Origin of the sequence: Arenibaculum sp., from assembly GCF_035998295.1 — a bacterium.
GTDB lineage: Bacteria > Pseudomonadota > Alphaproteobacteria > Azospirillales > Azospirillaceae > DASYHS01.
In genome coordinates, this window is record NZ_DASYHS010000046.1 from 31,624 (window position 1) to 53,971 (window position 22,348).

Sequence of the window (22,348 nt, forward strand, 5' to 3'; positions counted from 1 at the left end):
TTTCATTTGCGGTTTCCGATCATATATTTCATAGTTTCCCGAGGATTTCGACATGAGAGTATGAAAATGACGAGATCGAACCTTTTCTTGCATGGCTGTTCCTATGCGCTCGGCGAGGTGGAGCATCCCGTGACCGCCATCGACGGCTTCACCGAGTTCCTCGTGGGCCAGCAGATGATCGACGATGCCGATCTCTGGGGGTGGGGCAGCTACCGTGCGACGCGCCGCACGGTAGTCGAGCTGTGGCTCGATGCCGCCGGGCAGTCGCTCTCCGCCTTCGCGCGCGAATCGGTCGACGCGGTGATCCTGTGCGGCGCCCGTTTCCCGACCGACGTCGACGGGCATGCCGAACTGGTCGGTCGCTTCCTCGAAGCGGTCGGGCTTCCTCACGCCATTCCCTACGGCGTCACGCTGAACCGGTGCGCGACGCTCGTCGCCGGGCTGGGACTGGCCGAGGCGCTGGTCGGAAGCGGGCACCACCGCGCCGCCCTGGTGGTCGCGGGCGATGCCGTCTCCTCGCCCGACGAGCGGCTGCGGCCTTTCGCGGTCTTCAGCGACGGGGCCGCGAGCTGCATCGTCGCGTCCGGCCTTCCCGGCCCGTTCGAGCTTCTCGCGACGGCGGGGGCGTGCGACGCGGCCGCGATGACGGTCGGCGGCCAGATCTCCGCCGACCTGACGCGGCGCGTCAACGCCGCGCTGGCCGCGCGGACGGGGATCGATGCCGCCGCGGTGCGTCGCCTCGCCCACAACAACGTCTTCAAGCCCATCGTCGTGATGAAGGAGCAGATGGGCGGCTTCCGCCGGGACCAGCTCTTCCTCGAGAACATCGCGCGTGCCGGCCATGTCTTCGCGTGCGACCCCCTGGTCAACCTCGCGGACCTGGCGGGCTCCGGCGCCGTGGGGCCCGGCGACGCGGTGGCGATGGGCTCCAGCGTGTCGGGCGCACGGTTCGGCGCGCTGCTGCGCATGCGCTGAAGGGCGGCCGGGCAGGGGCGGCGTCACGCCGCCCCCACGGGATGGCGGGGCGGCATCACGCCGCCCCCACGGGATGGCTCGCCCGCTCCAGATGGGCCGCCATGCCCCGCGGGCTTTCCAGCCGGGGCAGCTCGGTCAGGGGGACGGAAACGCCGAAGTCCTTGCGGATGCGGGCGAGCAGCCGCACCGCCGACAGGGACGTCCCGCCGAGGCGGTAGAACTCGCTCGTCGGCTCGATGCCGTCGGTCTTCAGGATTTCCGACCAGAGCGCGACCAGCCGCCGTTCCAGCTCGGTCTCCGGCCGTGCCTCCGGCGCCGCCTCCGCCGCGGCCGGCGCCCGTTCGGCCGCCGCCTCCTGCAGGGACTTGCGGTCGACCTTGCCGTTGCCGGTCAGCGGCAGGCGTTTGATCCAATGGAACCGGCGCGGCACCATGTAGTCCGGAAGCCGGGCGGACAGCAGGCCGGCGAGCTCGCGTTCCAGGTCCGCCGCCCCATCTTCGGCCCCGTTCGCGCGGACCAGGAAAGCGACGAGCTGCGCCCCGCCGGCGGCGACCACGGCCGAGCGGTCGACGGCCGGGTGTCCGTCCAGCACGGCCTCGATCTCGCCGGGCTCGATGCGGAAGCCGTTCAGCTTGATCTGGAAATCGGCGCGGCCCAGGATCTCGATCGTGCCGTCCGGAAGATAGCGGCCGAGATCGCCGGTCCGGTACAGCCGTTCGCCCAGGCATGGGTGATGGAAGAAGCGCTCGGCGGTGCGTTCCGGGTCGCCCCAGTAGCCGCGCGCCAGGCCGATCCCGGCGGCGCACAGCTCGCCCGGCACGTGGTCGGGGCATTCCCGGTCCTGCCGGTCCAGCACGTAGTACCGGTTGTTGGCGTTCGGCCGGCCGTAGGGGATGCTGGTCCAGGCGGGATCGACCCGGTCGATGGGGTGGAGGATGTTCCACACCGTCGTCTCGGTCGGCCCGCCCAGGCTGACGATGCGCGTATCGGGCTTCAGCGCCGCGATCCGGCCCGGCAGCGTCACGGGGATGCGGTCGCCGCTCATCATCACGAGGCGCAGCCGCTCCGGCAGCGGCCGCCCGGCGCCCGTCGCCGCCTCGACCAGCATGTCCACGATCGCGGGGACCGAGTTCCACACGCTCGCCCCCGCCGCTTCGGCGAGATCCAGCCAATGGGCCGGGTCCGTGGCCCGGTCGGCGTCCGGGACGGCGAGGGCCGCGCCGGCGGACAGCGCACCGAAGATGTCGAAGACCGACAGGTCGAAGCTGCACCGGCTGACCGCGAACAGCCTGTCGCCGGGACCGACCGCGAAGCGGGCGTTCACGTCCTCGACGAGGTTGACGACGCTGCGGTGGCTGATCATCACGCCCTTGGGGGTGCCGGTCGAACCGGAGGTGTAGAGCACGTAGGCCAGGTCGTCCTGGCCGGCCTCCGCCGGGGCCGGGTCGGCGACCTCGGTTCCGGCCTCCTCGACGGCGGCGGCAAGGAAGGCGTCGTCGATGGCGAGGCACGCGACCCCGGCATCGACGCCGCGCTGGACGAGCGCGCACCGCACCCCGCCGTCCCGCAGCATCTGGTCGATGCGCATGCGCGGCAGGTCCGCGTCCACGGGGAGATAGGCCCCGCCCGACATCACGGCACCGAGGATGCCGGCGATCTGCTCCCAGCCCTTGCGCATCACGATCGCGACCGGCTCGTCGCGCCTCACCTCCCGCAGGCGGAGCCACCGGGCCGCCTTCAGCGCCGCCGCGTACAGCTCGTGGTAGGTCAGGCGTTTCGAGGCGGTCTCGATCGCGGTCGCCTGCGGCGCGGCGCGCACCCGGTCCAGGAAACGGGCGTGCGCCTGCCCCGGCGGGACCGGCGCGTCGGTGGCGTTCGCTTCGCGGCGCCGCGCCGCCTGCGCGGCCGGCAGCAGGGACTGGTCCGCGGCTCCCCATGCCGCCTCTCCCCCGGCCAGCGCCTCCAGCAGGCGGCCGAAGGCGCCGACGAGCGCGTCGACCAGGCCGTCCGGGAACAGCGCGTCCACGGCGTCGACCTGGGCGACGAGGGCGCCTTCCGCCTCCAGGAGGAACAGGTTCAGCCACACCTGGGGCGTCTGGCTGACGCAGTATGCCTCGTGCCCGAACGCGGTGATCGCGGAGCCGTCGGCTCCGTCCTGGGCCGCGCCGACCGTGCTGTTGAAGGTGACGGGCATCGCCTCCGCCCGGCCGGCCCTCCGGTGCCGCCCCAGCGCCTGCATCACCTCGATCCCGGAGAACTGCCGGTGGTCGAGGACCTCGCGCAGCCGGTGCTGGAGCGCCTGGGCGCGCGCCTCGAAGCCGGCGGCGGGGTCGGTCTCGACTGGCAGCAGCAGGCAGTCCGTGAAGTTGCCGACGAGCTGGTCCATGTCGGGATGGACCGGCAGCCGGTTCGCGAGCGTCATGTTGAGCGTGAACGGCTCGCCGCCGCTCCACAGCGACAGGACCTCCGCGTAGGCGGTCGCCAGCACGGCGTTCGGCGTCAGCCCGGCGGCGGCGGCGCGGTCCTTCAGCCCCTGCCAGCGCGCGGGCGCCAAGGTGACGGTGCGCCTGGTCGAGACCGGCCTCCTCACCGTCTCCGGGTCGACGCGGAGCGGGAGCTGGGGGCGGGGCGGGAGCGCGTCGAGCCGGCTCGTCCAGTATTCGGTCGCGCGGGCATGGGCCGGCGTGGCGCGAAGGGCCTCCAGGGCCTCCACATGGGCGCGGAACGACGCGCCCAGCGGCTCGGCCGGCCGGTCCGGGTCGTCGAGGAAGCGCCGCCAGTCCCGGAACAGCAGGAACGAGCTGATGCCGTCCACGACCAGGCCGTCATGGCTGACGTGGAGCACCATCCGCTCGTCCGACAGGACCGTCAGGCGCGCGTCGACCAGCGGGGCGCGGTCGGCCGGCAGGACCTGATGCGACATGGCGTCCCGGACCGCCAGGCGGGCGGCCTCCCGCTCGGCTTCCGGCAGCCCTCGCAGGTCAGTGACCGGGATGCGGACCGGTGCCGCCTCGCCGGGCGGCAACTCCAGTTGCGTCCCGTCGGCCCGGAAGACGGTCCGCAGCGTCGGATGGCGGACCACGACCTTGGCGAGCGCCGCTTCCAGCCGGGCGGCATCGAAGACGCCTTCGATCTCGTGATAGACGTGCGAGGACACGTTGCCGAGCGCGAAATGCTCCTGGCGCCCGTAGAGATAGCTCTGCTGCATCGCCGTCGCCGCGAAGGCGCCGGCCGGCTCCGGGCCGTCCGTCCGGCCACGCAGATGCGCGACGATCTCGGCCTTGGCCTGACGGATCGCGGCGACGAGCGCAGGATCGATGCGGGACTTCGGGCCTTCGAGCCGGAGGTCCGAACCGTCGAGGGAGACGGACAGGCCACGGTCGGAAAGCTGCTTGAGGACTGCGGGGGCGCTCATATCAGGACTCCGCCTTCGTGGGACGGCAGCGCGTCGGACGCGTCGTGCGGCAGGCGCGACTGCGCGAGGTCGGCAAGGCTCGCGACCGTCCGCGCCTCCATGACCTCGCGGACGGTCACGTCCACCCCGTAGTCCGCCTGGAGCTGGTACTGCAGCGCGATCGCGGCCAGCGAGTTGAGGGCCAGTTCGGCCGGCGAGCGGTCGGCGATGTCGACCTCCGGGCCCAGCTTCAGGAGGCGGCGCAGCGTCTGGTGGATGAACCGGCGGACTTTGAGGTCCCGGCTCGAGCGGTCGAACGGCTGGTTCGGCATGATGCTTCCTCCCGGGTTCCGCGTCAGGCGGATGCGACGATCAGTTCAGGGGCGCGGGGCACGCCGGCCGGCGGCCGGGCCAGCGAGGACACGGAGAAGAAGACCCTGTGCTCGAGGGCGAGGCGGGTGCCGGGCGGAACCAGGCACACCGTTTCAGGCCATTCCGCCGGGACCGTTCCCCCCAGGGCCTCCGCGAGCCGGCCGGCGAAGCGCGGCATGACCGGGGCCGCGCAGGCGGCCAGCAGCCGCGCGGCCGCGAGCTCGAGGGCGACCGTGGTGCGCCATTCCTCCTGCAGCGATGGTTCCGACGCGAGCGGGCGGTGCTCGGCCGCGAAGCGGATCGTGTCATCGACCAGGCCGTCCAGCTCGCGCACGGCGCCGTCCAGCGCGAACCCGTCGGCGCCGTAGGAGACCGTGACCGCGCCGAGCCGGTTCTGGAGGCGGCCGAGGAATGCGCTCTGCCCGGGCGTCCAGGAGCCGGGGTCGGGGGCGCGGCCGCCGAAGTGCCGGGTCGTCCGGGCGCCCAGGTCGCCGAGCCAGGCTTGCCAGCGGCCGATCAGGGTTTCCGCGACCTTGCGCCGGAAGGCGGCGAAGTCGAATTCCGACGCTCCGGTCCCGGCATGCGCCGACGCGAGATAGTAGCGCACGGCATCGACGGTCTCCGGCGTCAGGACGTCCCTGGCCCGGATCGGGGGCTGCCGGGCCGGGCGCTTCCCGGCCGCCGGCGGTACGTAACCCATCGCGTTGTAGTCGACGTCCGCCATCCAGTCCGGATGGGCGAGGGCGTACAGCGCCGGATACAGGACGGTATGATGGAACGCGCCGTCGCCGCCGAGGAAATGGACGACCTTCCAGTCGTTGCACGGCCGGCCCGGGGCCCAGTCGCGTCCGAGCCGGCGTCCGAGCGCGGCGATCGCGTGAAGGAAGCCGTAGGCCATCGCGAGCCTGGACCAGACGACCTGTCCGTTCTGCGGACCCGCATCCGGATGCACGCCCCAGGCCGAACGGTGGGTGAGGGGAATGTGGACGGTGCCGCGCGCGAGGATCCGTCCGGCGAGCCGGCGCAGCTGCGGCGAAACCTTGCCCCGCCTCTGATGTTCGCGCACCGCGTCCGCGAGCGCGTGGACCGGGAGCGAGTCGCGGCCCGGCGGCATGCCGCGGACGATGCCCCCGGAGGAGACGAGCCGCGAGACGAAGGCGCGCAGCCCGGCCGGGTAGGCGGGGTCGGCGGCGGGGGTGGCGTAGAGGTCGGGCGCAACGTCCATCAGCGCAAGCGCCGACAGGGTCTCCTGCGCGTGTCGGGCGGCGGCGGCGGCGGGCGTGCCGCCCGCCATGCGCGCGCGCCGGGCGACGGCGTGCTGGTGGTCGTCGCTCCCGGTCAGGTGGTAGGCCTCGACGCCGTTCATGCGCTGGAAGCGCACGAAGGCGTCGGCTCCCAGCGGGGGCCCGCACCGCGCGCCCAACTGGACGTCGCCCGTCGGCGGCAGCGGCGGGGAGAAGACGAAGACCGGACGCTCCGCGAACCGCTCCCGTCCGGTCCTGCGCGCCGCCTGCGCCGCGCGCGTGGGGTTGCGCCAGCAGAGATTTACGAACCGCAGGTCCCCGGCGCCGAGGTTGCGCAGGACGTGCCGCTCGAACGGCTCGAGCAGGAGGACGGCGCCGGGGGCGACGGGATGGGGCCTGCTGTCGACGCTCACCTCGCCGTGCCCGTCCACGACCACGAAGGCCTCGGCCTCGTCGTGACGGCCCAGCGTGGTCTCGCCGCCGGGAGGGACGCGGCCGAAGCCGGCGGCGACCATCGCGGCGCCGCCGACCTCGATCGTTCCGATCGTCGCCATGTCGACGCCGAAGACGAGCGAGAATTCCGCACTCTCGATGGTCATGAGGCGCATGGACCGAGATCCTTCGAAAGGCGTCCGCACCCAGCGGGCGGACGACTCCGTCGCTGGCCGTCATAGTGTAAAACTACGTCCGATAAGAATATTGGTGAGGCTTGTTGATGTCGGACGACAATATGTATTTTCGGTAGCCTGACTACGGATAAGGCAAAATCATATTTTATCCATATCGAAGTATGCGGATTGCATTCAGTCGAAGGATGCTTCGTGATGTTTTGGACGTATGGCTCGGATATTAAGAGTAGTTCTTCAGTGATAGGCGGTCTTCGTGTATTTTCTCTTTACCTGCTCACCGTGCGTGAGTCAGCCTACGAGGCCAATCGGGAGGGTTTCATGCAGACATCCTTGAACGTCGCCGACGTCGAGCCGACCACGCACCGCATCGCCGACGAGGGCGAGGCCATCGATGCGGCCCGGCGGTTCGCGGCGCTGATCGCGCCGGGAGCCGCAGCCCGGGACCGGGAGAGGCGGCTCCCCTTCGAGGAGGTCGAGCAGTACTCCGCGACGGGGCTCTGGGCCCTGAACGTGCCGCGGGAATACGGCGGGCCCGGCGTGTCCTGCGCAACGCTCGGGGCCGTGTTCGGCATCGTCGCCGAGGCGGACCCGTCGATCGCCCAGATCCCGAAGAACCACTTCTATGCCCTGGACGTCCTCGCGCTGACCGGAACGGAAGCGCAGAAGGAGTTCTTCTTCCGGGAGGTGCTGCTCGGCAAGCGCATCGGCCAAGCCGCCTCGGAACGCGGCACGAAGCACGCGATGGACATCAAGACCCGGCTGGTCCGGACGCAGGGCGGGCTGCGGCTCAGCGGCCGCAAGTTCTACACGACGGGGGTGCTGTTCGCCCACTGGATCGCCGTGAACGCGATCGACGACGACGGTCGCTTCGTCCAGGTCTTCGTCCCGCGCGAAAGCCCCGGCGTCGAGGTGATCGACGACTGGACGGGCTTCGGCCAGAAGACGACGGCCAGCGGCACGACGGAGCTGCGCGACGTCCCGGTGGAGCCGGAGCACGTCGTGCCGCTCCAGGCCGCCTACGAGCGCCCGACGCTCGCCGGTCCCGTGTCGCAGTTCCTGCACGCCTGGATCGATGCCGGCATGGCGCGCGGCGCGATCGCGGAGACGATCGCATTCGTCAATACCAAGTCGCGGCCCTGGCCCGACAGCGGGCTCGCCAGGGCGTCGGAGGACCCCTACGTGATCCAGGCCGTCGGCGACCTCAAGATCCGCCTGTTCGCGGCCGAGGCCGCCCTCGACCGGGCCGCCATGCGCCTCGACCTCACCGGCGAGGTGCCGAGCGAGGACGAGGTGGCGGCCGCTTCCGTCGACGTGGCCTGCGCCAAGGTCCTGACCACCGAGCTGGCCATCCTCGCGGCCAACAAGCTGTTCGAGCTCTCCGGCGCGAGCGCGACGTCGGAGGGCTACAATCTGGACCGCCACTGGAGAAACGCCCGGACCCACACGCTGCACGACCCGGTGCGCTGGAAGTACAACCTCGTCGGCGACTACTACCTGAACTCCGTCCACCCCCGCCGCCACAACTATGTCTGAAGTCAGGTACGCCTGAAGTCAGGCGAGCGTGGGCGCCAGCGTGACCGCCAGCCCGTCGAGGTCGGGGGTGATGCGGATCTGGCAGGACAGCCTGGACGCGTCGAGGACGTCGGGCGCGTCGGCGAGCGTCGTCTCCTCGTCGGCCGAGCGCGAGGGCAGGCGGGCGGCCCATTCCGGCGCCACGTAGACGTGGCAGGTCGAGCACAGGCAGCAGCCGCCGCATTCCGCCGGCAGCGGCAGTCCCGCCGCCTTGATGCATTCCATCAGGGGCCAGTCCGCCTCGGCGTGGATCTCGTGCGTGGCGCCGGCATAGTCGGTGACGTGGATCTTCATGCGGCCTGGAACTTCTTCTGAAGGTTCGTGGAGGTCGTCGTGTACTGGAACAGCAGCTTCTTGTCGGGGCGCAGGTAGCGGAACGCCTGCTGCGCCATCAGCGCCCCCTCGTGGAAGCCCGACAGGATCAGCTTCAGCTTGCCGGGATAGTGGTTGATGTCGCCGATCGCGAAGATCCGCGGCACGCTGGTCTCGAACTTCTCGGTATCGACGCGGATGCGGCCCTCGGCCAGGTCCAGCCCCCAGTCGGCGATCGGCCCCAGCTTCATCGTCAGCCCGAAGAAGGGCAGCAGCCGGTCGGCGGGGACTGCGACGCGCCCGCCGTCCGCCGTCTTCACGACCACCGCCGACAGCTCGCCGCCGGCCCCCTGCAGCTCCGCGCATTCGCCCAGCACGAAGTCGATCCTGCCCGCCTCGGCCAGCTCCAGCATCTGGCGCGCCGATTCCGGTGCCGCGCGGAACTCCGGCCGCCGGTGGACGAGGGTGACGCGCTGCGCCACCTCGTGCAGGTTCAGCGTCCAGTCCAGCGCCGAATCGCCGCCCCCGGCGATCACGACGCGCTTGCCGCGCATCGCCTCGATGCTGCGCACGGCGTAGAGCACGCTCCCGCCCTCGTACGCCTCGATGCCCGGGATCGGCGGCCGGCGCGGCGTGAAGCAGCCCGCCCCCGCGGCCACCACCAGCACGCCGGCGTGGAACGCCGTGCCCTGGTCGGTGCGCACGTGCCATCCGCCGTCCCCGGCTGGGCGCACCTCGCTCACGGTCTGGCCGAGATGGAAGCTCGGCGCGAACGGGCGGATCTGCCGGAGCAGGTTGTCGATCAGCTCCTGCCCCGTGCACACCGGCAGGCCGGGGATGTCGTAGATCGGCTTCTCCGGATAGAACTCCGCGCATTGCCCGCCGGGCCTGTCGAGCACGTCGACGACGTGGCACGACAGGTCAAGCAGGCCGAGCTCGAACACCGCGAACAACCCTACCGGGCCGGCGCCGACGATCAGCGCGTCGGTCCGGATCTCGCCGTCGGTCATCTCTTCCGTCTCCATCAGTTGCGGTCCGCCGGCCCGATCCCCTCGGTCCGAGCCAGGCGCTCGCGCGCCTGCCCGGGCGTCTCGGCCCGTGCGTAGGCTTCGATGCCGGCCGCCCGGTCGACCGGGACCGCCTGCGCCAGCGTCGTCCCGCCCGGCGGCTGGAGGTCAGGCGGGAACAGGGCGAGCCGCTGGCTGCGGCCGAGCTTGTCGTCGCGGCCCGGGCTGATGTCGCGCTCGTTGGTGCCGGCGACCGGCGGGCCGGCGACGCCGTCCACGACCTCCAGGTCGAACCACCACCGCTTGGCGGGGTTGCGCCTGCCGTTCTCCTGGACGTCGTCCATCGCGATGATCGCCGGGCGCGCGGCGGGCACCGCGATCGACAGCTCGACCAGCCGGCGCGCCTCGACCGTGTCCTCCCGGTTCCACGGGCACATCTTCATGCACCGCCCGCACGCCGACCCCTTCATCTGGGTGACGCGGTACTTCGTGCATTTCTCGACGTCGGCCTTCCAGATCTCGTAGCCGTTGAACATCACCTTGGAGCCGAAGGAGATGGCGTTGCACGGGCATTCGCGCGCGCATTTGCGGCACTGCGCGCAGAAGTCCTGGACGCCGAAGTCGATCGGCCGGTCGACCGCCATCGGCAGGTCGGTGGTGAACACCACCGATTTCGAGCGCGGGCCGATGAACGGGTTCAGCAGCGTGTCGCCGATGCGCGACACCTCGCCCAGCCCGGCCATCAGGATGGCCGGGTTGTGGATCACCTCGGAATGGGCGTTGGAATGGGACCGGGCCGAATATCCCATCATGCGGCAATGGCCGGCCATGATGCCGGCGATCTCCGCGCCGCGCATGTAGGCGCGCATGGACTGCGAGGCGGAGATCCAGTCGTCCCCGGACGCTCCCTCCATCGTCTCGAAGCCCTGGTCGATCAGCATCACGACGGCGTAGGTGTGGTAGGGCTCGATCGGGGCGCCCTCGACGTCGTCGTGGGAATAGTACATCCACGGCTCGGCGCGGCAGATGCCGACGAAGTCGGCGCCGAGATGGTAGCCGAGAGCCTTGATCGCCTGCGCGTTGCGCTCGGGGTCGCCCAGCTCCCCGCCGCGCCCGGTCGGCGCCAGCGGCGTGCGGGTGCCCTGGTGCGGCACCATGCCCTGGATCAGCGGCTGCATGCCCAGTGCCAGCGGGTGCTTCATCGGGAAGCGCTTCTTCTCCCGCATCGCCTTCTCGCCGAGGTCGCCGGCCTCCGCGCGCTTGAAGAAGTCGGCGCGCTTGGGCACGCGCCGGATCTCCTGCGCGATCACCAGCGTCGTCGGCTCGTCGACCCGCCTGATCGTCTCCATGGGATAGCGGCCGAGATGCAGCGGCCGGGCCTCCTCCTCGTCGTAGTGCCAGCCCGGCCGCGTGCCGTCCTCGCCCATGTAGACCCCGGGCGCGTCGCAGCCGAGGTCGCTTTCCGGGGCGAGCGGCAGGTCGGCCGCGACCCGGTAGTCCATCGTCACCGCGCCGACGCGGAAGCCGCGGCGCAGGAACGGGGCCGCCAGCCGCCCGTTCTCGACCCGGGCCACGCCGGCCCCGACCGCGAGCCGGGCGAGATCGACCAGCGCGTCGCCGGCGAAATGCCCGCGCGCGGAGTAGCCGAGCCGGCGGACGTAGCCCGCCAGCACGGCGGCGATCTCGGCGCAGCGCATGTCGGTGCGGGCGGCGTTCGTGCCGCGGATCCACAGGTCGCCGGGTTCTCCCTCCGCGGGTTCGCGGCCGAACTCGACCGCGAAGACCAGCGCGTGGGTGTGGCCGTCCGGCAGGCCGGCCCGCTCCGCCGGGTCGATCGCGCAGCAGGCCGCGATCGTCGCGTCGAGGAAATAGGCCGACGCCTTCAGGTTCTCGGCGCGCACCGCCGGGTCCTCGGGGACGGATGCGCGCCCCGGTGCCGGCTGCCCGGCGAGCATGCCCGCGAACAGCTCCGCGTATTCGCGGATGCTGCCGGCGGCCGAGTCCGGTGCCGCCTCGATGCCGTCGGCCGGCATCGCCCCTGCGGCGACGGGCGCATCGGGATCGCGGCGCAGGCGCTCGAGGGCGAGGGGGCCGAGATGGTGGGGGCGTTGCCGGTTGGAATGGAGCCGCATCTGCCGTCTCCCTTGATGCCCGCCGCGTGGCGGATGCTGGACGTGGCGTGAAGGCTAGCAATGGTCCGGCCGGATGCCTATACTCGCTACGGCATGAATATCATTCCGGATCGGCATGAAGTGGACGTCAGCCTCCAGCATCTGAAGGTGCTGGAGACCGTCCTGCGCGAACGCAGCCTGACCCGGGCGGCCCATGCCCTGGACACGACGCAGCCCAATGTCAGCAAGGTGCTGGCGAAGCTCCGCCTGTATTTCCGCGACCCGCTCTTCGTCCGGGTGGGCTCGGCGATGGAGCCGACGGCCAAGGCGATCGAGTTGGCGGAGCCCGTGCGCCAGATCCTCGACGCCTCGCGCGCCTTGTGGGTGGAGACGACCGGCTTCGTGCCCGCGCACTCGCGGCGGAGCTTCCGCTTCTTCATCAGCGACGTCGGTGCTGCGCGGCTGGCGCCGCCCCTGATGGCGCGCCTCCAGCAGGACGCGCCCGGCGTCAGGCTGGAGCTGGTCCAGCTCGACGCGCGCCAGCTCCAGCCCAGGCTGGAGAGCGGCGAAGTCGACCTGGCCGTCGGCGCATTCCCGGACCTGGATCGCGGCATAAGGCGGCGCAAGCTGTTCACCGAGCGGCACGTCGCCGTGGTGCGGCCGGGCCACCCGCTCCTGGAGCGAGCGGGCGACGCGGATGCGTTCCTCGCCGCGCGCCACGTCATGGTCGCGGCGTCCGGCCTGGGCCATGCCCATCGCGAGGCGGTGAGGGTCCTGGAGGCGGCCATACCGCCGGAGAACGTGGTGCTGCGGGTGCCGGGCTTCGTGGCGGCCGCCATGGTGGTCAGGCACACGGATGCCGTCCTGACGCTGCCCGGCAATCTCGCATCCTTCATCGTGCCCGAGCTGGGGCTCGCGACCATCGAGCCGCCGCTGGAACTGCCGGTCATCGAGATCGCGCAGTACTGGCACGAGCGGTTCCACCGCGACGGCGGGAACCGCTGGATGCGTTCCGTCCTGCTGGAGATCCTCGGCCGGCGCCTGCGCGAGCGCAGCCGCGCGTGATAAAGGCGCGAGCGCAGCCGCGCGTGATCAAGGCGCGAGCGTAGCCGTGCGTGATCAAGGGCACGGGCGCGGGGAAGACCCCGCGCCCGCCGGGATGGGCCTCGGCTGGACGGCTCAGTTCGAGGCCGCGGCGTTCTCCAGTTCCTGCCGGTAGGCCGAGAGCAGGGCGGCGCCGTCGACCCCCAGCTTCGCGACCTCCTTCGCCCAGGCATCCTCCAGCGGCCGCGTCCGGGCCAGGAGATCCTTCATGAACGCCTCGTCGGCCTGGATCATCTCGACGCCGTTGGCGACGATGGCCTCGTGGGCGGCTTCCTCGTTCACGTCCTGGGCGCGGCCGGCCAGCCGCGCCACCTGCTCGCCGGAGACGGACAGGATGGCCGCCCGGTCCTCCTCCGACAGCTCGTCGAAGGCGGCGGCGTTCATGATCAGCGCCCAACTCGTGTTGTAGAGGCCGCCGCGCACCGCCGTGCCGTAGCGGATGAACCGGTCCAGGTTGAAGGAGCGGATCGGCTCCGTCGGGAAGAACACGCCGTCGACGACGCCGGCGCTGACCAGCTCGTAGGACTCGTTGGCCGGCTTCAGCACGGCCGCGACGCCGAGCGCGTCGGCGATGTCGTTGACGACGCCGCCGCCGACGCGAAAGCGCAGACCGGCGAGGTCGTCGAGGGTGCGGATCGGCCGCTTCGTGTTGAAGATATAGCCGGGGCCGTTCGTGAACACGGCAAGGGTCCGGACGCCGGGGTGCTGGTCGATCGCTGCCAACTCGCGTTCGTAGATGCGCTGGTAGGCCACCGAGGCGGCTTCCGCGGTCTCGCCGGTGCCGCTGAACTCCGCCAGCGTGGCCAGCGGGAAGCGCCCGGGCGAGTAGCCGTGCACGACCGCGGCGACATGGGCGATGCCGCTCGCGACCGCGTCGAAGGTACCGCCGGGGTTGGCGACGGGTTTCGGCAGGACCTGGATCTTGACCCGGCCTTCGGTCGCCTCTTCGACCTGGCTCGCCCAGACCTGCAGCACGTCCTTGAAGATGACGTGCTGCTGGGGCAGCCAGTTGGTCAGGCGCAGCACGGTCTGGGCCCGGGCGTCGGCGGGCGCGGCGAGGACGAGGACGAGTGCCAGGGCGGGGAGCAGCGATGCTAGGCGCTTCTTCATGACTTCCTCCTTGGGGTCCGGCCCGTTGCGTCCCGGCGGGATCGGGCTTCTTCTCGGACGTCGGTTTCGTGGGGCAGCATCCGGCGGCTGCCGGGGCGCGTCATTCCTCATCCATGAGGATGGGAAGCGGCGGCGCCGTTCCCTGCGCCATTCCCCGGGGTCAATGCAGCAGGCCGAAGGCGCGCGGCAGCGCGAGGCTGAGCCAGGGCACCGTCACCAGCAACGCGACGCGGAAGACGTCGGCGGCGACGAACGGGCCGAGGCCGCGGAACACCACGCCGGTCGGCACGTGCGGCACCAGGGTGCGCAGCACGAAGACATTCATGCCCAGCGGCGGTGTGATCAGGCTGATCTCGGTCACGACGACGACGACGATTCCGAACCAGACCGGGTCGAAGCCCAGCCCCGTCATCAGCGGGAAGAACACCGGTACGGTGAGCACGATCATCGAGATGCTCTCGAGCACGCAGCCGAGCAGCAGGTAGACGAGCACCATCGCCGCCACGACCAGCAGCGGATGGACCGAGAACGAGCCGACGAAGGCCGTCAGGTCCATCGAAAGGGTCGTGAAGTTGATGTAGTTCGCGAAGACCAGGGCGCCGGTCAGGATCGCGAACAGCATCGCGGTCGTGCGAGCGGTCTGGCGGAATACCCCGACCAGCTCGCGCAAGCCGGCCGCCCTGCGGGCGGCGGCGAACACCAGCGCGCCGAAGGCGCCGACCGCCGCGGCCTCGGTCGGGGTGAAGATGCCGCCGTAGATGCCGCCCAGCACGACCGAGAACAGCGCGATGACCGCCCAGACGTCGCGCGCGGCGCGCAGGCGCAGGCGCCAGGAAGCGCGGTCGCCGGCGGGCCCGGCCTCGGGGTCCCGCCAGGTCGTCCAGGCCACGGCCCCGGCGTACAGCGCTACCGCGACGAGCCCCGGCAGCACCGCCGCCGCGAACAGGGCGCCGATGTTGGTGTTGGTCAGGATGCCGTAGAGCACCATGATCACCGAGGGCGGGATCAGCACGCCGAGCGTGCCGCCCGCGGCGATCGCGCCGGTGGCCAGGCCGGGCTTGTAGCCGCGCGCCTCCATCTCCGGCAGCGCCACCTTGGAGAAGGTCGCGGTCGTCGCGAGGCTCGATCCGCAGATCGCGCCGAAGCCCGCGCAGGCGAGCACGGTCGACGTCGCGAGCCCGCCGCGCCGGTGGCCGACGAAGCTGTAGGCCAGCGCGTATAGCTCGCGCGACATCCCCGCGCGGGTGACGAGGTCGCCCATCAGGATGAACAGCGGGATGACCGACAGCGTGTACTGGGCGCCGGTCTCGTAGAGGGTCTGGACCACGCTCGCCAGGGCGACCGACGGCGACAGCTTCAGGGCCATGCCGGCGAAGCCGACGATGCCCATCGCGAAGGCCAGCGGCACGCGCAGCAGGCTGAGGGCGAAGAGGGCCAGGAACGCGAGGGAGGCTTCGAGCATGCGTCAGGGTTCCGTATCGGGGGGCCCGCCGCGCGCCAGGACGGCGAAGGCGTGGACCAGGGCCGTCAGCGCGCAGCACCCGCCCATGACCAGGGCCATGCCGCCGACCGGGAGCCGCAGGACGGGCGACTGATCGCCGGCGGCGATCATCTCCAGGCCCCGGCGCGCCATCGCATAGGCGAGATAGGCCAGCACGGCGGCGATGAGCAGGTCGGCCATCGTCCCGACCGCGGCGGCGAGCCGCCGCGACAGCGCGCGCTCGAAGTAGTCGATGGTGACGTGGGTGCCGGTGGCGGACGCCGCGGGCAGCGCCAGGAACACGCAACCCACGATCATCGCCTCGACCAGCTCGATGCTGGATGCGACCGGCGCGTTGAAGACGTAGCGCGACACGACGTCGACCGTGACGATGCCGGTCATCGCGGCGAGACAGGCGGCCGCCAGGACCTCGGCGGTGCCGTTGATGCGGGCCAGCATCGATGCGGGGAGGCTTCTCATTCCGGCAGCGTCCCCGGTCGCGGGGGGCCGGGCAATCCTCATCGATGAGGAATCGGGGGCTTGCGGCAGGGCGGGCCGGCGGTCACATTGTGCCCGGTATCGAAACCGAGCGGCGCGCCATGGCCAAGATCTCACCGTCCCGACGTTACTGGTTCCGTCCTGCCGGGGAAGGGCGGTCGAGTTCGATCGTGCAGCTGGACAACCATCTCGGCGCGCATGACGACTACCTGCTGGTGGCCGCGCTGCAGCTGGGGCTCCAGCAGCCGCCGAGCGGCTCGCCCGAGGAGGTCGTGCGCACGCTGCGCTGGCAGGCGATGTGCGACGGCTGGTGCCGGATCGGCGTCATCGACGTCGCCGGCACTCCGCCCTCGGCCTATGTGAACGCGGTCAGCCGCGAGCATCTGCTGCGCGCCTCGCGCTTCGTCGACGCGGAGCTGCGCGGCACGCTGGCGCGCATCGAGCTCCAGATCGAAAGGGCGCCGGAAGTGCGCGACGTGATGATCGTCACCGAGAAGGCGCTCGACCGCTATCTCACGCACGGCGCCCTCAGCGGCGACTTCGTGCCCGAGCGGGAACTGGCCGGGGGCTGACCGCCGGAACTGCGGGCGCCGTCAGGCGCCCGCGCGCGGGACCGCTACGCCGCATGGCTGGGAAGGCGGCGCTGCCATTCCAGCGAGGTGGCGATGATGGTGCGCAGGTCGTCGTGCCGGGCGCGCCAGCCGAGAAGCTCCCTGATCTTGCTGTTGTCGGCCACGACGCTCGGCGGATCGCCGGCGCGCCTGGGTGCCTCGCGGACCGGCAGGGGCCGGCCCGTGATCCCCTGTATCGCGGAAACGACGTCGCGGACCGAATATCCCCGGCCGTAGCCGCAGTTCAGCACCAGGCTGGGGCCGCCGTCCAGCAGATGGCGGAGCGCCAGCACATGGGCTTCGGCCAAGTCCGACACGTGGATGAAGTCGCGCACGCAGGTGCCGTCCGCGGTCGGGTAGTCGGTGCCGAAGACGTCGAGCCGCGCCCGGCGGCCGAGGGCCGTTTCGCAGGCCGCGCGGATCAGATGGGTGGTCGTCGCCGACATCTGCCCGGTCCGCATCTGCGGGTCGGCGCCGGCGACGTTGAAGTAGCGCAGGACGACGCTGCGCAGCCCGTGCGCCGGGTCCGCGTCGGCCAGCATCTGCTCGGTCATCAGCTTGGAGGCGCCGTAGGGATTGATCGGGGCGGGCCTCGTCTCCTCCGTCACCGGGACCTGCTCCGGCTGCCCGTAGACGGCGGCGGTGGAGGAGAAGATCACCTTGTCCACGCCGGCGTCCAGGCAGCCCTGGAACAGGGAAAGACTGTTGGCCGTGTTGTTCCGGTAGTAGTCGAGCGGCCGTTCCACCGACTCCGGGACGATGATGCTGCCGGCGAAATGCAGGACCGCCCGTACGTCGAACCGCTTCAGCGTGTCCACGACCCGCGCCCGGTCGCCGACATTGCCGCGGACCAGGGGGACCCCGTCCGGGACCAGCGCCGGGTTGCCGGTCGACAGGTCGTCGAGCACGACCGGGCGGAAGCCGGCGTCCAGCAGGGCCAGCACGGCATGGGAACCGATGTAGCCGGCCCCGCCGGTGACCAGGATCGGAGTGTCGTTCACCGGCCGGCCCTCCGGTTGCCGGGGGAGGGCGACTGCGGGGAGTAAGGCATGGCAACCGGCATGATCGGCAACGCTCCGGGCATCGGGAAGGCGGCCTTCGGGCCGCGGCTCCACCCAGAGTTAGGGAACGGCCCGGTGCCTGTCAGTGGCGCATCCCGGTGATCTCCGTTCGGGGCATCGGGGGGCAAGCCTTCCGGTCAGCCGCGCGGAACTCCGGCAGGTGTGCCCGGTTCACGTCTCGAGACCGGAACGGGAGCACGGCGCGGGACCATGGCGGAAGAGGATCGGCATATTCGGGAGCGGCCCGTCGACGCATCGTCGCGCGGCCCCGTGGTGTCGGGGGAACGGGCGCGGCAGGGCAGGATCGTGCTGAACACGCCGGCCCGCCGCTGGATATTCGCCACCGGCCTGCTGGTGCTCGTGGTGGTCGTGATCCTGTTCGGCTGGTAACGACGCCTCATCCCTGGGATCGTGGGAGTTCGCCATGCGCATCGCTGGTATCGCCGCCGCTCTCGTCCTCGCCGGATGCTCATCCCTGGCAGGGACTTCGCCCGGCACGGACGTTGCCGGCGCCGGGATCTGCCAGCCCGAACGCTGGGAGCGCATCCAGGCTCTGTCCACCAAGCCGGAGGTCGACGCGCTCGCGCGCGAGGCCGCGGACAGGTACCGGGCCGGCGACACCGCCGGCTGCCTCCTCGAGTTGAACCGGGCGGAGTACGAGGCTCACGAGGCGCCTATCTACGACTGATCCCCGGCACTCGCCTTTTCCGCGCGGGACCTCGGCTGGCATTCACCTGTTCACGTGATGGACGGGCGCCTCGAGATGGCGCCGAGCGTCCTTGGGGAATGGCAGGAAGGAACCGCCGATGTCCGCGATCATGCTTCGCACCGCTGCCCGCAGTCTTGCGGCCCTCTCGGGGTTGGCCCTTCTGGCCGCCTGCGCCAATCCGCGGACCGACGAGGTCATGCAGGCCCAGGACGCGCTGGTCGGCATGCCGGTCGAGACGCTGCTCTCCTGTGCCGGCGTGCCGGAACGGCGCGCCAGCGCCGCCGGCACCGACTTCTTCACCTATGTCGGCGCGCAGGGTGCGGGCACCGCCGGCCCGACGACGTCGCTGGGCGTCGGCCTCGGGACCGGCGGCGGTGGTTTCGGCTTTGGCCTCGGCCTGCCGCTCGGGACGGCCGGAGGGGGTATCCAGCGGGATGCGTGCGAAGCGACCTTCACGGTCCGCAACGGGGTCGTCCAGCAGGTCCGCTACAGCGGCGACGCGGTCGGGGAATGCTATCCCGTCGTCGCGAACTGCCTCGCGGTGGCTACGGGACCCGTGTCGGCCGTTCGATGATCCCTCCGATCGGCCCGGCCCGCGCGTGCCGCCGCTACTCGGCGGCGCTTCGCGTGTGGGTGAGCAGATGGTCGATCCGCTCCTTCGTGTGCAGCTTTTCAATCTTCATGCGCTTCAGTCCGATCTCGTCGGGCCAGAGGCGCTTTTCTTCTTCCCAGATGAGATGGTCCAGGGTGGCGTGGCGTTCGCGAAGCGAGTCGAGGCTCGGTTCTTCCGACATCGCAGTCCTCCTTGAAGCCTGGGACCGGGCGCAGGATGCGCCCGAGCGCACCGTCGAGAATCAGTGTCGTGGAAGACAGAAGTGTCTGCAAGAGGATTCGCACTCACCGGCGGAAGTATCGCCGCATCGGGGAGGAGCCGATTCGGGATGGTTCCTGCTTCTTCTCAGTTGTCGGGTGCGAGACGGGGAGTGACACATTTTCAAGGCGTTTTGAGCTATTTTACCTCGTATTGGGGGTGCGGTCACAGAAGATAGAATTTCAGAGAAAAGGGCCGAAATAACTCATCTACCATCCTTTCCGACTCTTCTCCCATTCAGGGCGGAGCTGCCTCCATGTTGCCCGGGCCGGACAGCGCCCATGTGACGGGGCGGGGCCGCATCCCGCTCGGGGCGCCGTGCCAGTCCGCCGACGTTCATCGCACTATTTTCCGGAAGGCGGAGCCACCGGCAGGCCATGAGGAAAGCGCCTGCTCGGCGACGGCCTCAAGCATGTCGCGGCTGAAGGCGGCCTTGGCCTACACCGCTCTTGGAACCACGACGAATATCGACGGCCCCTAGTAGATCAGCTCGTCTTCGCCCTTGCCTTCGGCGAGCACGATCTCGCCGCGCGCCGCCAGGTCCTTGGCGAGCTGGACCATGTACATCTGCGACTCGTCGACGTCGCGCACCCGGACGGGGCCCATGGAGGCCATGTCCTCGCGCAGGATCTTGGCGGCGCGCTCGGACATGTTGGTGAAGAACAGGTCGCGGAGCTGCTCGGAAGCCCCCTTCAGCGCCAGCGCCAGCTTGGGCTTGTCGACCACGCGGAGCAGCGTCTGCACGCCGGCCGGGTCCAGCTTCGACAGGTCCTCGAAGGTGAACATCAGCGCCTTGATCCGCTCGGCGCTGTCCCGGTTGCGTTCTTCCAGCGCGGTGATGAACCGGTTCTCGGTGTTGCGGTCGAGATGGTTGAAGATCTCCGCCATCATCTCGTGCGCGTCGCGGCGGCTGGTCCGCGCGAGGTTGGACATGAACTCGGTCCGAAGCGTGCGCTCGACCTGATCGAGCACTTCCTTCTGCACGGATTCCATGCGCAGCATGCGCATGATCACTTCCATCGCGAAGCTCTCGGGCAGCAGGGCGAGCACGCGCGACGCATGGTCCGACTTGATCTTGGACAGGACGAGGGCGACGGTCTGCGGGTACTCGTTCTTCAGGTAGTTGGCGAGCACCGTCTCGTTGACGTTGCCGAGCTTGTCCCACATCGTGCGGCCGGCCGGGCCGCGGATGTCCTCCATGATCTGGTCGACGCGGTCCTTTTCCAGGACCTTCAGCAGCAGGCGTTCCGTCGTGTCGTAGCTGCCGACCAGCGAGCCCGTGCTCGAGATCTGCTCCGCGAACTCGACGAACAGGCGCTCGATGATGTTGGCGCTGACCGTACCCAGGTTGGCCATGGTCTGGGAAAGCTCGCGGATCTCCTCGTCGTCCATGTAGCCGAACAGCTTGGCCGCATGCTCTTCGCCCAGCGCCAGCAGCATGATCGAGGCCTTCTCCGGTCCGGTCAGGCTGCGGTAGTCCTCGCGTACGCGCGTCGCCATGGCGTGTCCTCGCATCACGGTGCGCCCGCACCGCTCATGCGCGCGATGATAGATCAAATCCGCACCGGAAGGTGAGCGCATCATCGTCCGAAGGGGGAGGCGTGGCCTTCCTGCAACATTCGCAGCGGCCCGCGGCATCGGGGCGCGAGCCTCGAAGGGATATCGGATTCGATCCCGGTCCGGGCCGAACCCATATCCGTTCGGGACAGATACGCAAGGCAACGAACCTGTTTGTTTTATGTCTTGATGCGATGGCGATAATTCCTTAGGATTTTAGAGAGTGATGTTTTCTTCGTTCTCAACAAGAAGTTCGGCGGATATGGACAGCAAAACGGCGTATTCGGCCCCCACGGACAGGACCGAGCTGGTCCGGCTCACCACCCGCATAGTTTCGGCCTATGTCCGCAACTCGACGCTGCCGACCGGCATGCTCGCGGGGCTGATCGAGGGCGTGTTCGGCGCCCTGTCGGGCGCAGCCAGCCCACAGCCCGCGCCGTCGGTGGAAAAGCCGCAGCCGGCGGTCCCGATCAACCGCTCGATCCGGCCCGATCACATCGTCTGCCTCGAGGACGGCAAGAAGCTGAAGATGCTGAAGCGCCACCTCTGGTCGCGCTACCGGATGACGCCGGACGAATACCGCAGGAAATGGGATCTCCCCGCCGACTATCCGATGGTGGCGCCGGACTACGCCAAGCAGCGCTCCTATCTCGCCAAGAAGATCGGGCTGGGCAGGTTGGGGCGCGAGGACGGCACCCCGGTCGACGACGGTCCGGACGAGGTCGTCGCGGCGTGAGCTACCGGCCGGTGGGCATCCCTGCCGGTGATCGTCCCGGCTTAACCCTCGGTTAACGGCGCGCCGTCTACCGTCGTCGGGCGGGCGGTGGCCTCAGGCGCGCCGTACGCACCATCGGGTCAGAGCCCGGGTCACGGGCCGGATCGGGGACGGCAGCGACCGATGAGCGAGGAGAAGACGTCACTCGGCTGGAAACGACGCCTGGCCGCATGGTGGGAAGGCTACGAACTGCCGCCGGTGGCGGCGCAAGCCGATGCCCCTTCCACCTGTCTCCCGGCGCCTCCGCCGCCGCCCGGGCCACCGGGGCCGGCCAGTCAGGCCGGCAACGTCAGTCGTTTCGGCAGGCCTCTTTGGACCGCGACGCGGATCGAGGTCGCCGAGAAGATCTGGGGGTCGGGCTTCGCGACCCCTGGCGGCGAGGACTTCATCCCCTACCTCGTGAAGCCGCTCGGCCTGAACCCGGCCATGAGCGTGCTCGACCTGTCGGCCGGCCTCGGCGGGGCCACCCGCCAGATGGCCTCGACCTTCGGGTGCTGGGTCACCGGCCTGGAGGCGTCTCCGGTCCTGGCCGAGGCGGCGATGGAACGTTCGGTGAAGGCCGGCCTCGCCAAGCAGGCGCCGGTCGCGCATTACGATCCCGAGACCTTCCGCCACCCGAAGCGCTTCGACTGCATCTTCGCCAAGGAAGCCTTCGTCTTCATCAAGAACCGCGAGGCGCTGACCGACGCGATCGAGCTGAGCCTGAAGCCGAAGGGGCAGCTCCTGTTCACCGACTACGTATATGAAAAGCAGGCCGCCCCGGGGCCGGCGACCCGTTCCTGGCTCGACAACGAGCCGATCGAGCCGCACGTCCTCACGATCTCGCAGGTCGTGACGTCGCTCCAGCAGCGCAACCTCGACATCCGCATCACCGAAGACATCACGGACACGCACAAGAACCTCATCATCCAGGCGGTCCAGACCCTGACCGGCTTTCTGGAGAAGCACACGCTCGC

General features: G+C 70.3%; 21 protein-coding genes. 9 read left to right on the top strand and 12 right to left on the bottom strand.

Going from position 1 to position 22,348, the window contains the following annotated elements:
• The first annotated feature begins 66 nt into the window (after positions 1 to 66).
• Positions 67 to 975: a beta-ketoacyl-[acyl-carrier-protein] synthase family protein gene (locus VGO20_RS04755; RefSeq protein WP_327501149.1), complete on the top strand. Its 909-nt coding sequence runs from the start codon at positions 67 to 69 to the stop codon at positions 973 to 975.
• 55 nt (positions 976 to 1,030) lie between these two features.
• Here VGO20_RS04755 and VGO20_RS04760 read toward each other — a convergent pair whose 3' ends face one another.
• The 3 genes from VGO20_RS04760 to VGO20_RS04770 are packed head-to-tail and all read right to left on the bottom strand — an operon-like array spanning position 1,031 to position 6,593.
• On the bottom strand, positions 1,031 to 4,390 hold the full coding sequence (locus VGO20_RS04760) for a non-ribosomal peptide synthetase (RefSeq protein WP_327501150.1): 3,360 nt from the start codon (positions 4,388 to 4,390) through the stop codon (positions 1,031 to 1,033).
• Complete coding sequence (locus VGO20_RS04765) at positions 4,387 to 4,701, bottom strand: acyl carrier protein (protein WP_327501151.1); 315 nt, start codon at positions 4,699 to 4,701, stop codon at positions 4,387 to 4,389. The genes VGO20_RS04760 and VGO20_RS04765 overlap by 4 nt, the downstream gene beginning before the upstream one ends.
• A gap of 23 nt (positions 4,702 to 4,724) precedes the next feature.
• Positions 4,725 to 6,593: a class I tRNA ligase family protein gene (locus tag VGO20_RS04770; RefSeq protein ID WP_327501152.1), complete on the bottom strand. Its 1,869-nt coding sequence runs from the start codon at positions 6,591 to 6,593 to the stop codon at positions 4,725 to 4,727.
• Positions 6,594 to 6,932: 339 nt separating this feature from the next.
• On the opposite strand from VGO20_RS04770, the gene VGO20_RS04775 reads away from it, so the two are divergent.
• The gene (locus VGO20_RS04775) at positions 6,933 to 8,147 is read left to right on the top strand and encodes an SfnB family sulfur acquisition oxidoreductase (RefSeq protein ID WP_327501153.1); all 1,215 of its coding nucleotides are present in this window, start codon (positions 6,933 to 6,935) and stop codon (positions 8,145 to 8,147) included.
• 18 nt (positions 8,148 to 8,165) lie between these two features.
• On the opposite strand, the gene VGO20_RS04780 is transcribed toward VGO20_RS04775, so the two are convergent.
• From VGO20_RS04780 to VGO20_RS04790, 3 genes are read right to left on the bottom strand one after another with little or no spacing between them, the layout of a single operon-like run.
• The gene (locus tag VGO20_RS04780) at positions 8,166 to 8,480 is read right to left on the bottom strand and encodes a 2Fe-2S iron-sulfur cluster-binding protein (RefSeq protein ID WP_327501154.1); all 315 of its coding nucleotides are present in this window, start codon (positions 8,478 to 8,480) and stop codon (positions 8,166 to 8,168) included.
• On the bottom strand, positions 8,477 to 9,523 hold the full coding sequence (locus tag VGO20_RS04785) for an NAD(P)/FAD-dependent oxidoreductase (RefSeq protein WP_327501155.1): 1,047 nt from the start codon (positions 9,521 to 9,523) through the stop codon (positions 8,477 to 8,479). The genes VGO20_RS04780 and VGO20_RS04785 overlap by 4 nt, the downstream gene beginning before the upstream one ends.
• A complete protein-coding gene (locus tag VGO20_RS04790; protein WP_327501156.1) occupies positions 9,523 to 11,637 on the bottom strand; it encodes a 4Fe-4S dicluster domain-containing protein in 2,115 nt (704 codons plus the stop codon). Before VGO20_RS04790 ends, VGO20_RS04785 begins: the two co-directional genes overlap by 1 nt.
• A 120-nt stretch (positions 11,638 to 11,757) precedes the next feature.
• Between VGO20_RS04790 and VGO20_RS04795 the strand changes: the two genes are divergently transcribed.
• Positions 11,758 to 12,681: a LysR substrate-binding domain-containing protein gene (locus VGO20_RS04795; protein WP_327501157.1), complete on the top strand. Its 924-nt coding sequence runs from the start codon at positions 11,758 to 11,760 to the stop codon at positions 12,679 to 12,681.
• Between the two features lie 114 nt (positions 12,682 to 12,795).
• Here VGO20_RS04795 and VGO20_RS04800 read toward each other — a convergent pair whose 3' ends face one another.
• The 3 genes from VGO20_RS04800 to VGO20_RS04810 form a co-directional block, all read right to left on the bottom strand.
• Positions 12,796 to 13,830, bottom strand: a complete 1,035-nt coding sequence (locus tag VGO20_RS04800; RefSeq protein WP_327501158.1) for a TRAP transporter substrate-binding protein — start codon at positions 13,828 to 13,830, stop codon at positions 12,796 to 12,798.
• A 160-nt stretch (positions 13,831 to 13,990) separates the two neighbouring features.
• A complete protein-coding gene (locus VGO20_RS04805) occupies positions 13,991 to 15,292 on the bottom strand; it encodes a TRAP transporter large permease (protein ID WP_327501159.1) in 1,302 nt (433 codons plus the stop codon).
• A 3-nt stretch (positions 15,293 to 15,295) separates the two neighbouring features.
• Entirely contained in the window at positions 15,296 to 15,790 is a 495-nt protein-coding gene (locus VGO20_RS04810; protein WP_327501160.1) for a TRAP transporter small permease, read from the bottom strand.
• Between the two features lie 188 nt (positions 15,791 to 15,978).
• Between VGO20_RS04810 and VGO20_RS04815 the strand changes: the two genes are divergently transcribed.
• Positions 15,979 to 16,380 carry a hypothetical protein gene (locus tag VGO20_RS04815; protein ID WP_327501161.1) on the top strand — a complete coding sequence of 134 codons (402 nt, stop codon included), beginning with the start codon at positions 15,979 to 15,981 and terminating at the stop codon, positions 16,378 to 16,380.
• Between the two features lie 44 nt (positions 16,381 to 16,424).
• Here VGO20_RS04815 and galE read toward each other — a convergent pair whose 3' ends face one another.
• Positions 16,425 to 17,420: a UDP-glucose 4-epimerase GalE gene (gene galE, locus VGO20_RS04820; protein ID WP_327501162.1), complete on the bottom strand. Its 996-nt coding sequence runs from the start codon at positions 17,418 to 17,420 to the stop codon at positions 16,425 to 16,427.
• A 270-nt stretch (positions 17,421 to 17,690) separates the two neighbouring features.
• Here galE and VGO20_RS04825 point away from each other — a divergent pair, with 270 nt between their 5' ends.
• The 3 genes from VGO20_RS04825 to VGO20_RS04835 all read left to right on the top strand — a co-directional run bounded on the left by VGO20_RS04825 (position 17,691) and on the right by VGO20_RS04835 (position 18,763).
• Positions 17,691 to 17,870, top strand: a complete 180-nt coding sequence (locus VGO20_RS04825) for a hypothetical protein (protein WP_327501163.1) — start codon at positions 17,691 to 17,693, stop codon at positions 17,868 to 17,870.
• Positions 17,871 to 17,904: 34 nt separating this feature from the next.
• Positions 17,905 to 18,168, top strand: a complete 264-nt coding sequence (locus VGO20_RS04830) for a hypothetical protein (protein WP_327501164.1) — start codon at positions 17,905 to 17,907, stop codon at positions 18,166 to 18,168.
• A 118-nt stretch (positions 18,169 to 18,286) separates the two neighbouring features.
• A complete protein-coding gene (locus VGO20_RS04835; RefSeq protein WP_327501165.1) occupies positions 18,287 to 18,763 on the top strand; it encodes a hypothetical protein in 477 nt (158 codons plus the stop codon).
• A gap of 34 nt (positions 18,764 to 18,797) precedes the next feature.
• Here the strand turns inward: VGO20_RS04835 and VGO20_RS04840 are convergent, their stop codons facing one another.
• Together VGO20_RS04840 and fliG are read right to left on the bottom strand one after the other, a co-directional pair.
• Entirely contained in the window at positions 18,798 to 18,983 is a 186-nt protein-coding gene (locus VGO20_RS04840) for a YdcH family protein (protein WP_327501166.1), read from the bottom strand.
• Between the two features lie 554 nt (positions 18,984 to 19,537).
• Positions 19,538 to 20,560 (bottom strand): flagellar motor switch protein FliG, encoded by a 1,023-nt coding sequence (fliG, locus tag VGO20_RS04845; protein WP_327501167.1) that lies wholly within the window; start codon positions 20,558 to 20,560, stop codon positions 19,538 to 19,540.
• 319 nt (positions 20,561 to 20,879) lie between these two features.
• Here fliG and VGO20_RS04850 point away from each other — a divergent pair, with 319 nt between their 5' ends.
• Together VGO20_RS04850 and VGO20_RS04855 are read left to right on the top strand one after the other, a co-directional pair.
• On the top strand, positions 20,880 to 21,353 hold the full coding sequence (locus VGO20_RS04850) for a Ros/MucR family transcriptional regulator (protein ID WP_327501168.1): 474 nt from the start codon (positions 20,880 to 20,882) through the stop codon (positions 21,351 to 21,353).
• A 162-nt stretch (positions 21,354 to 21,515) separates the two neighbouring features.
• Positions 21,516 to 22,348: SAM-dependent methyltransferase (locus tag VGO20_RS04855; RefSeq protein WP_327501169.1), on the top strand; the 833-nt coding region annotated here is incomplete at its 3' end.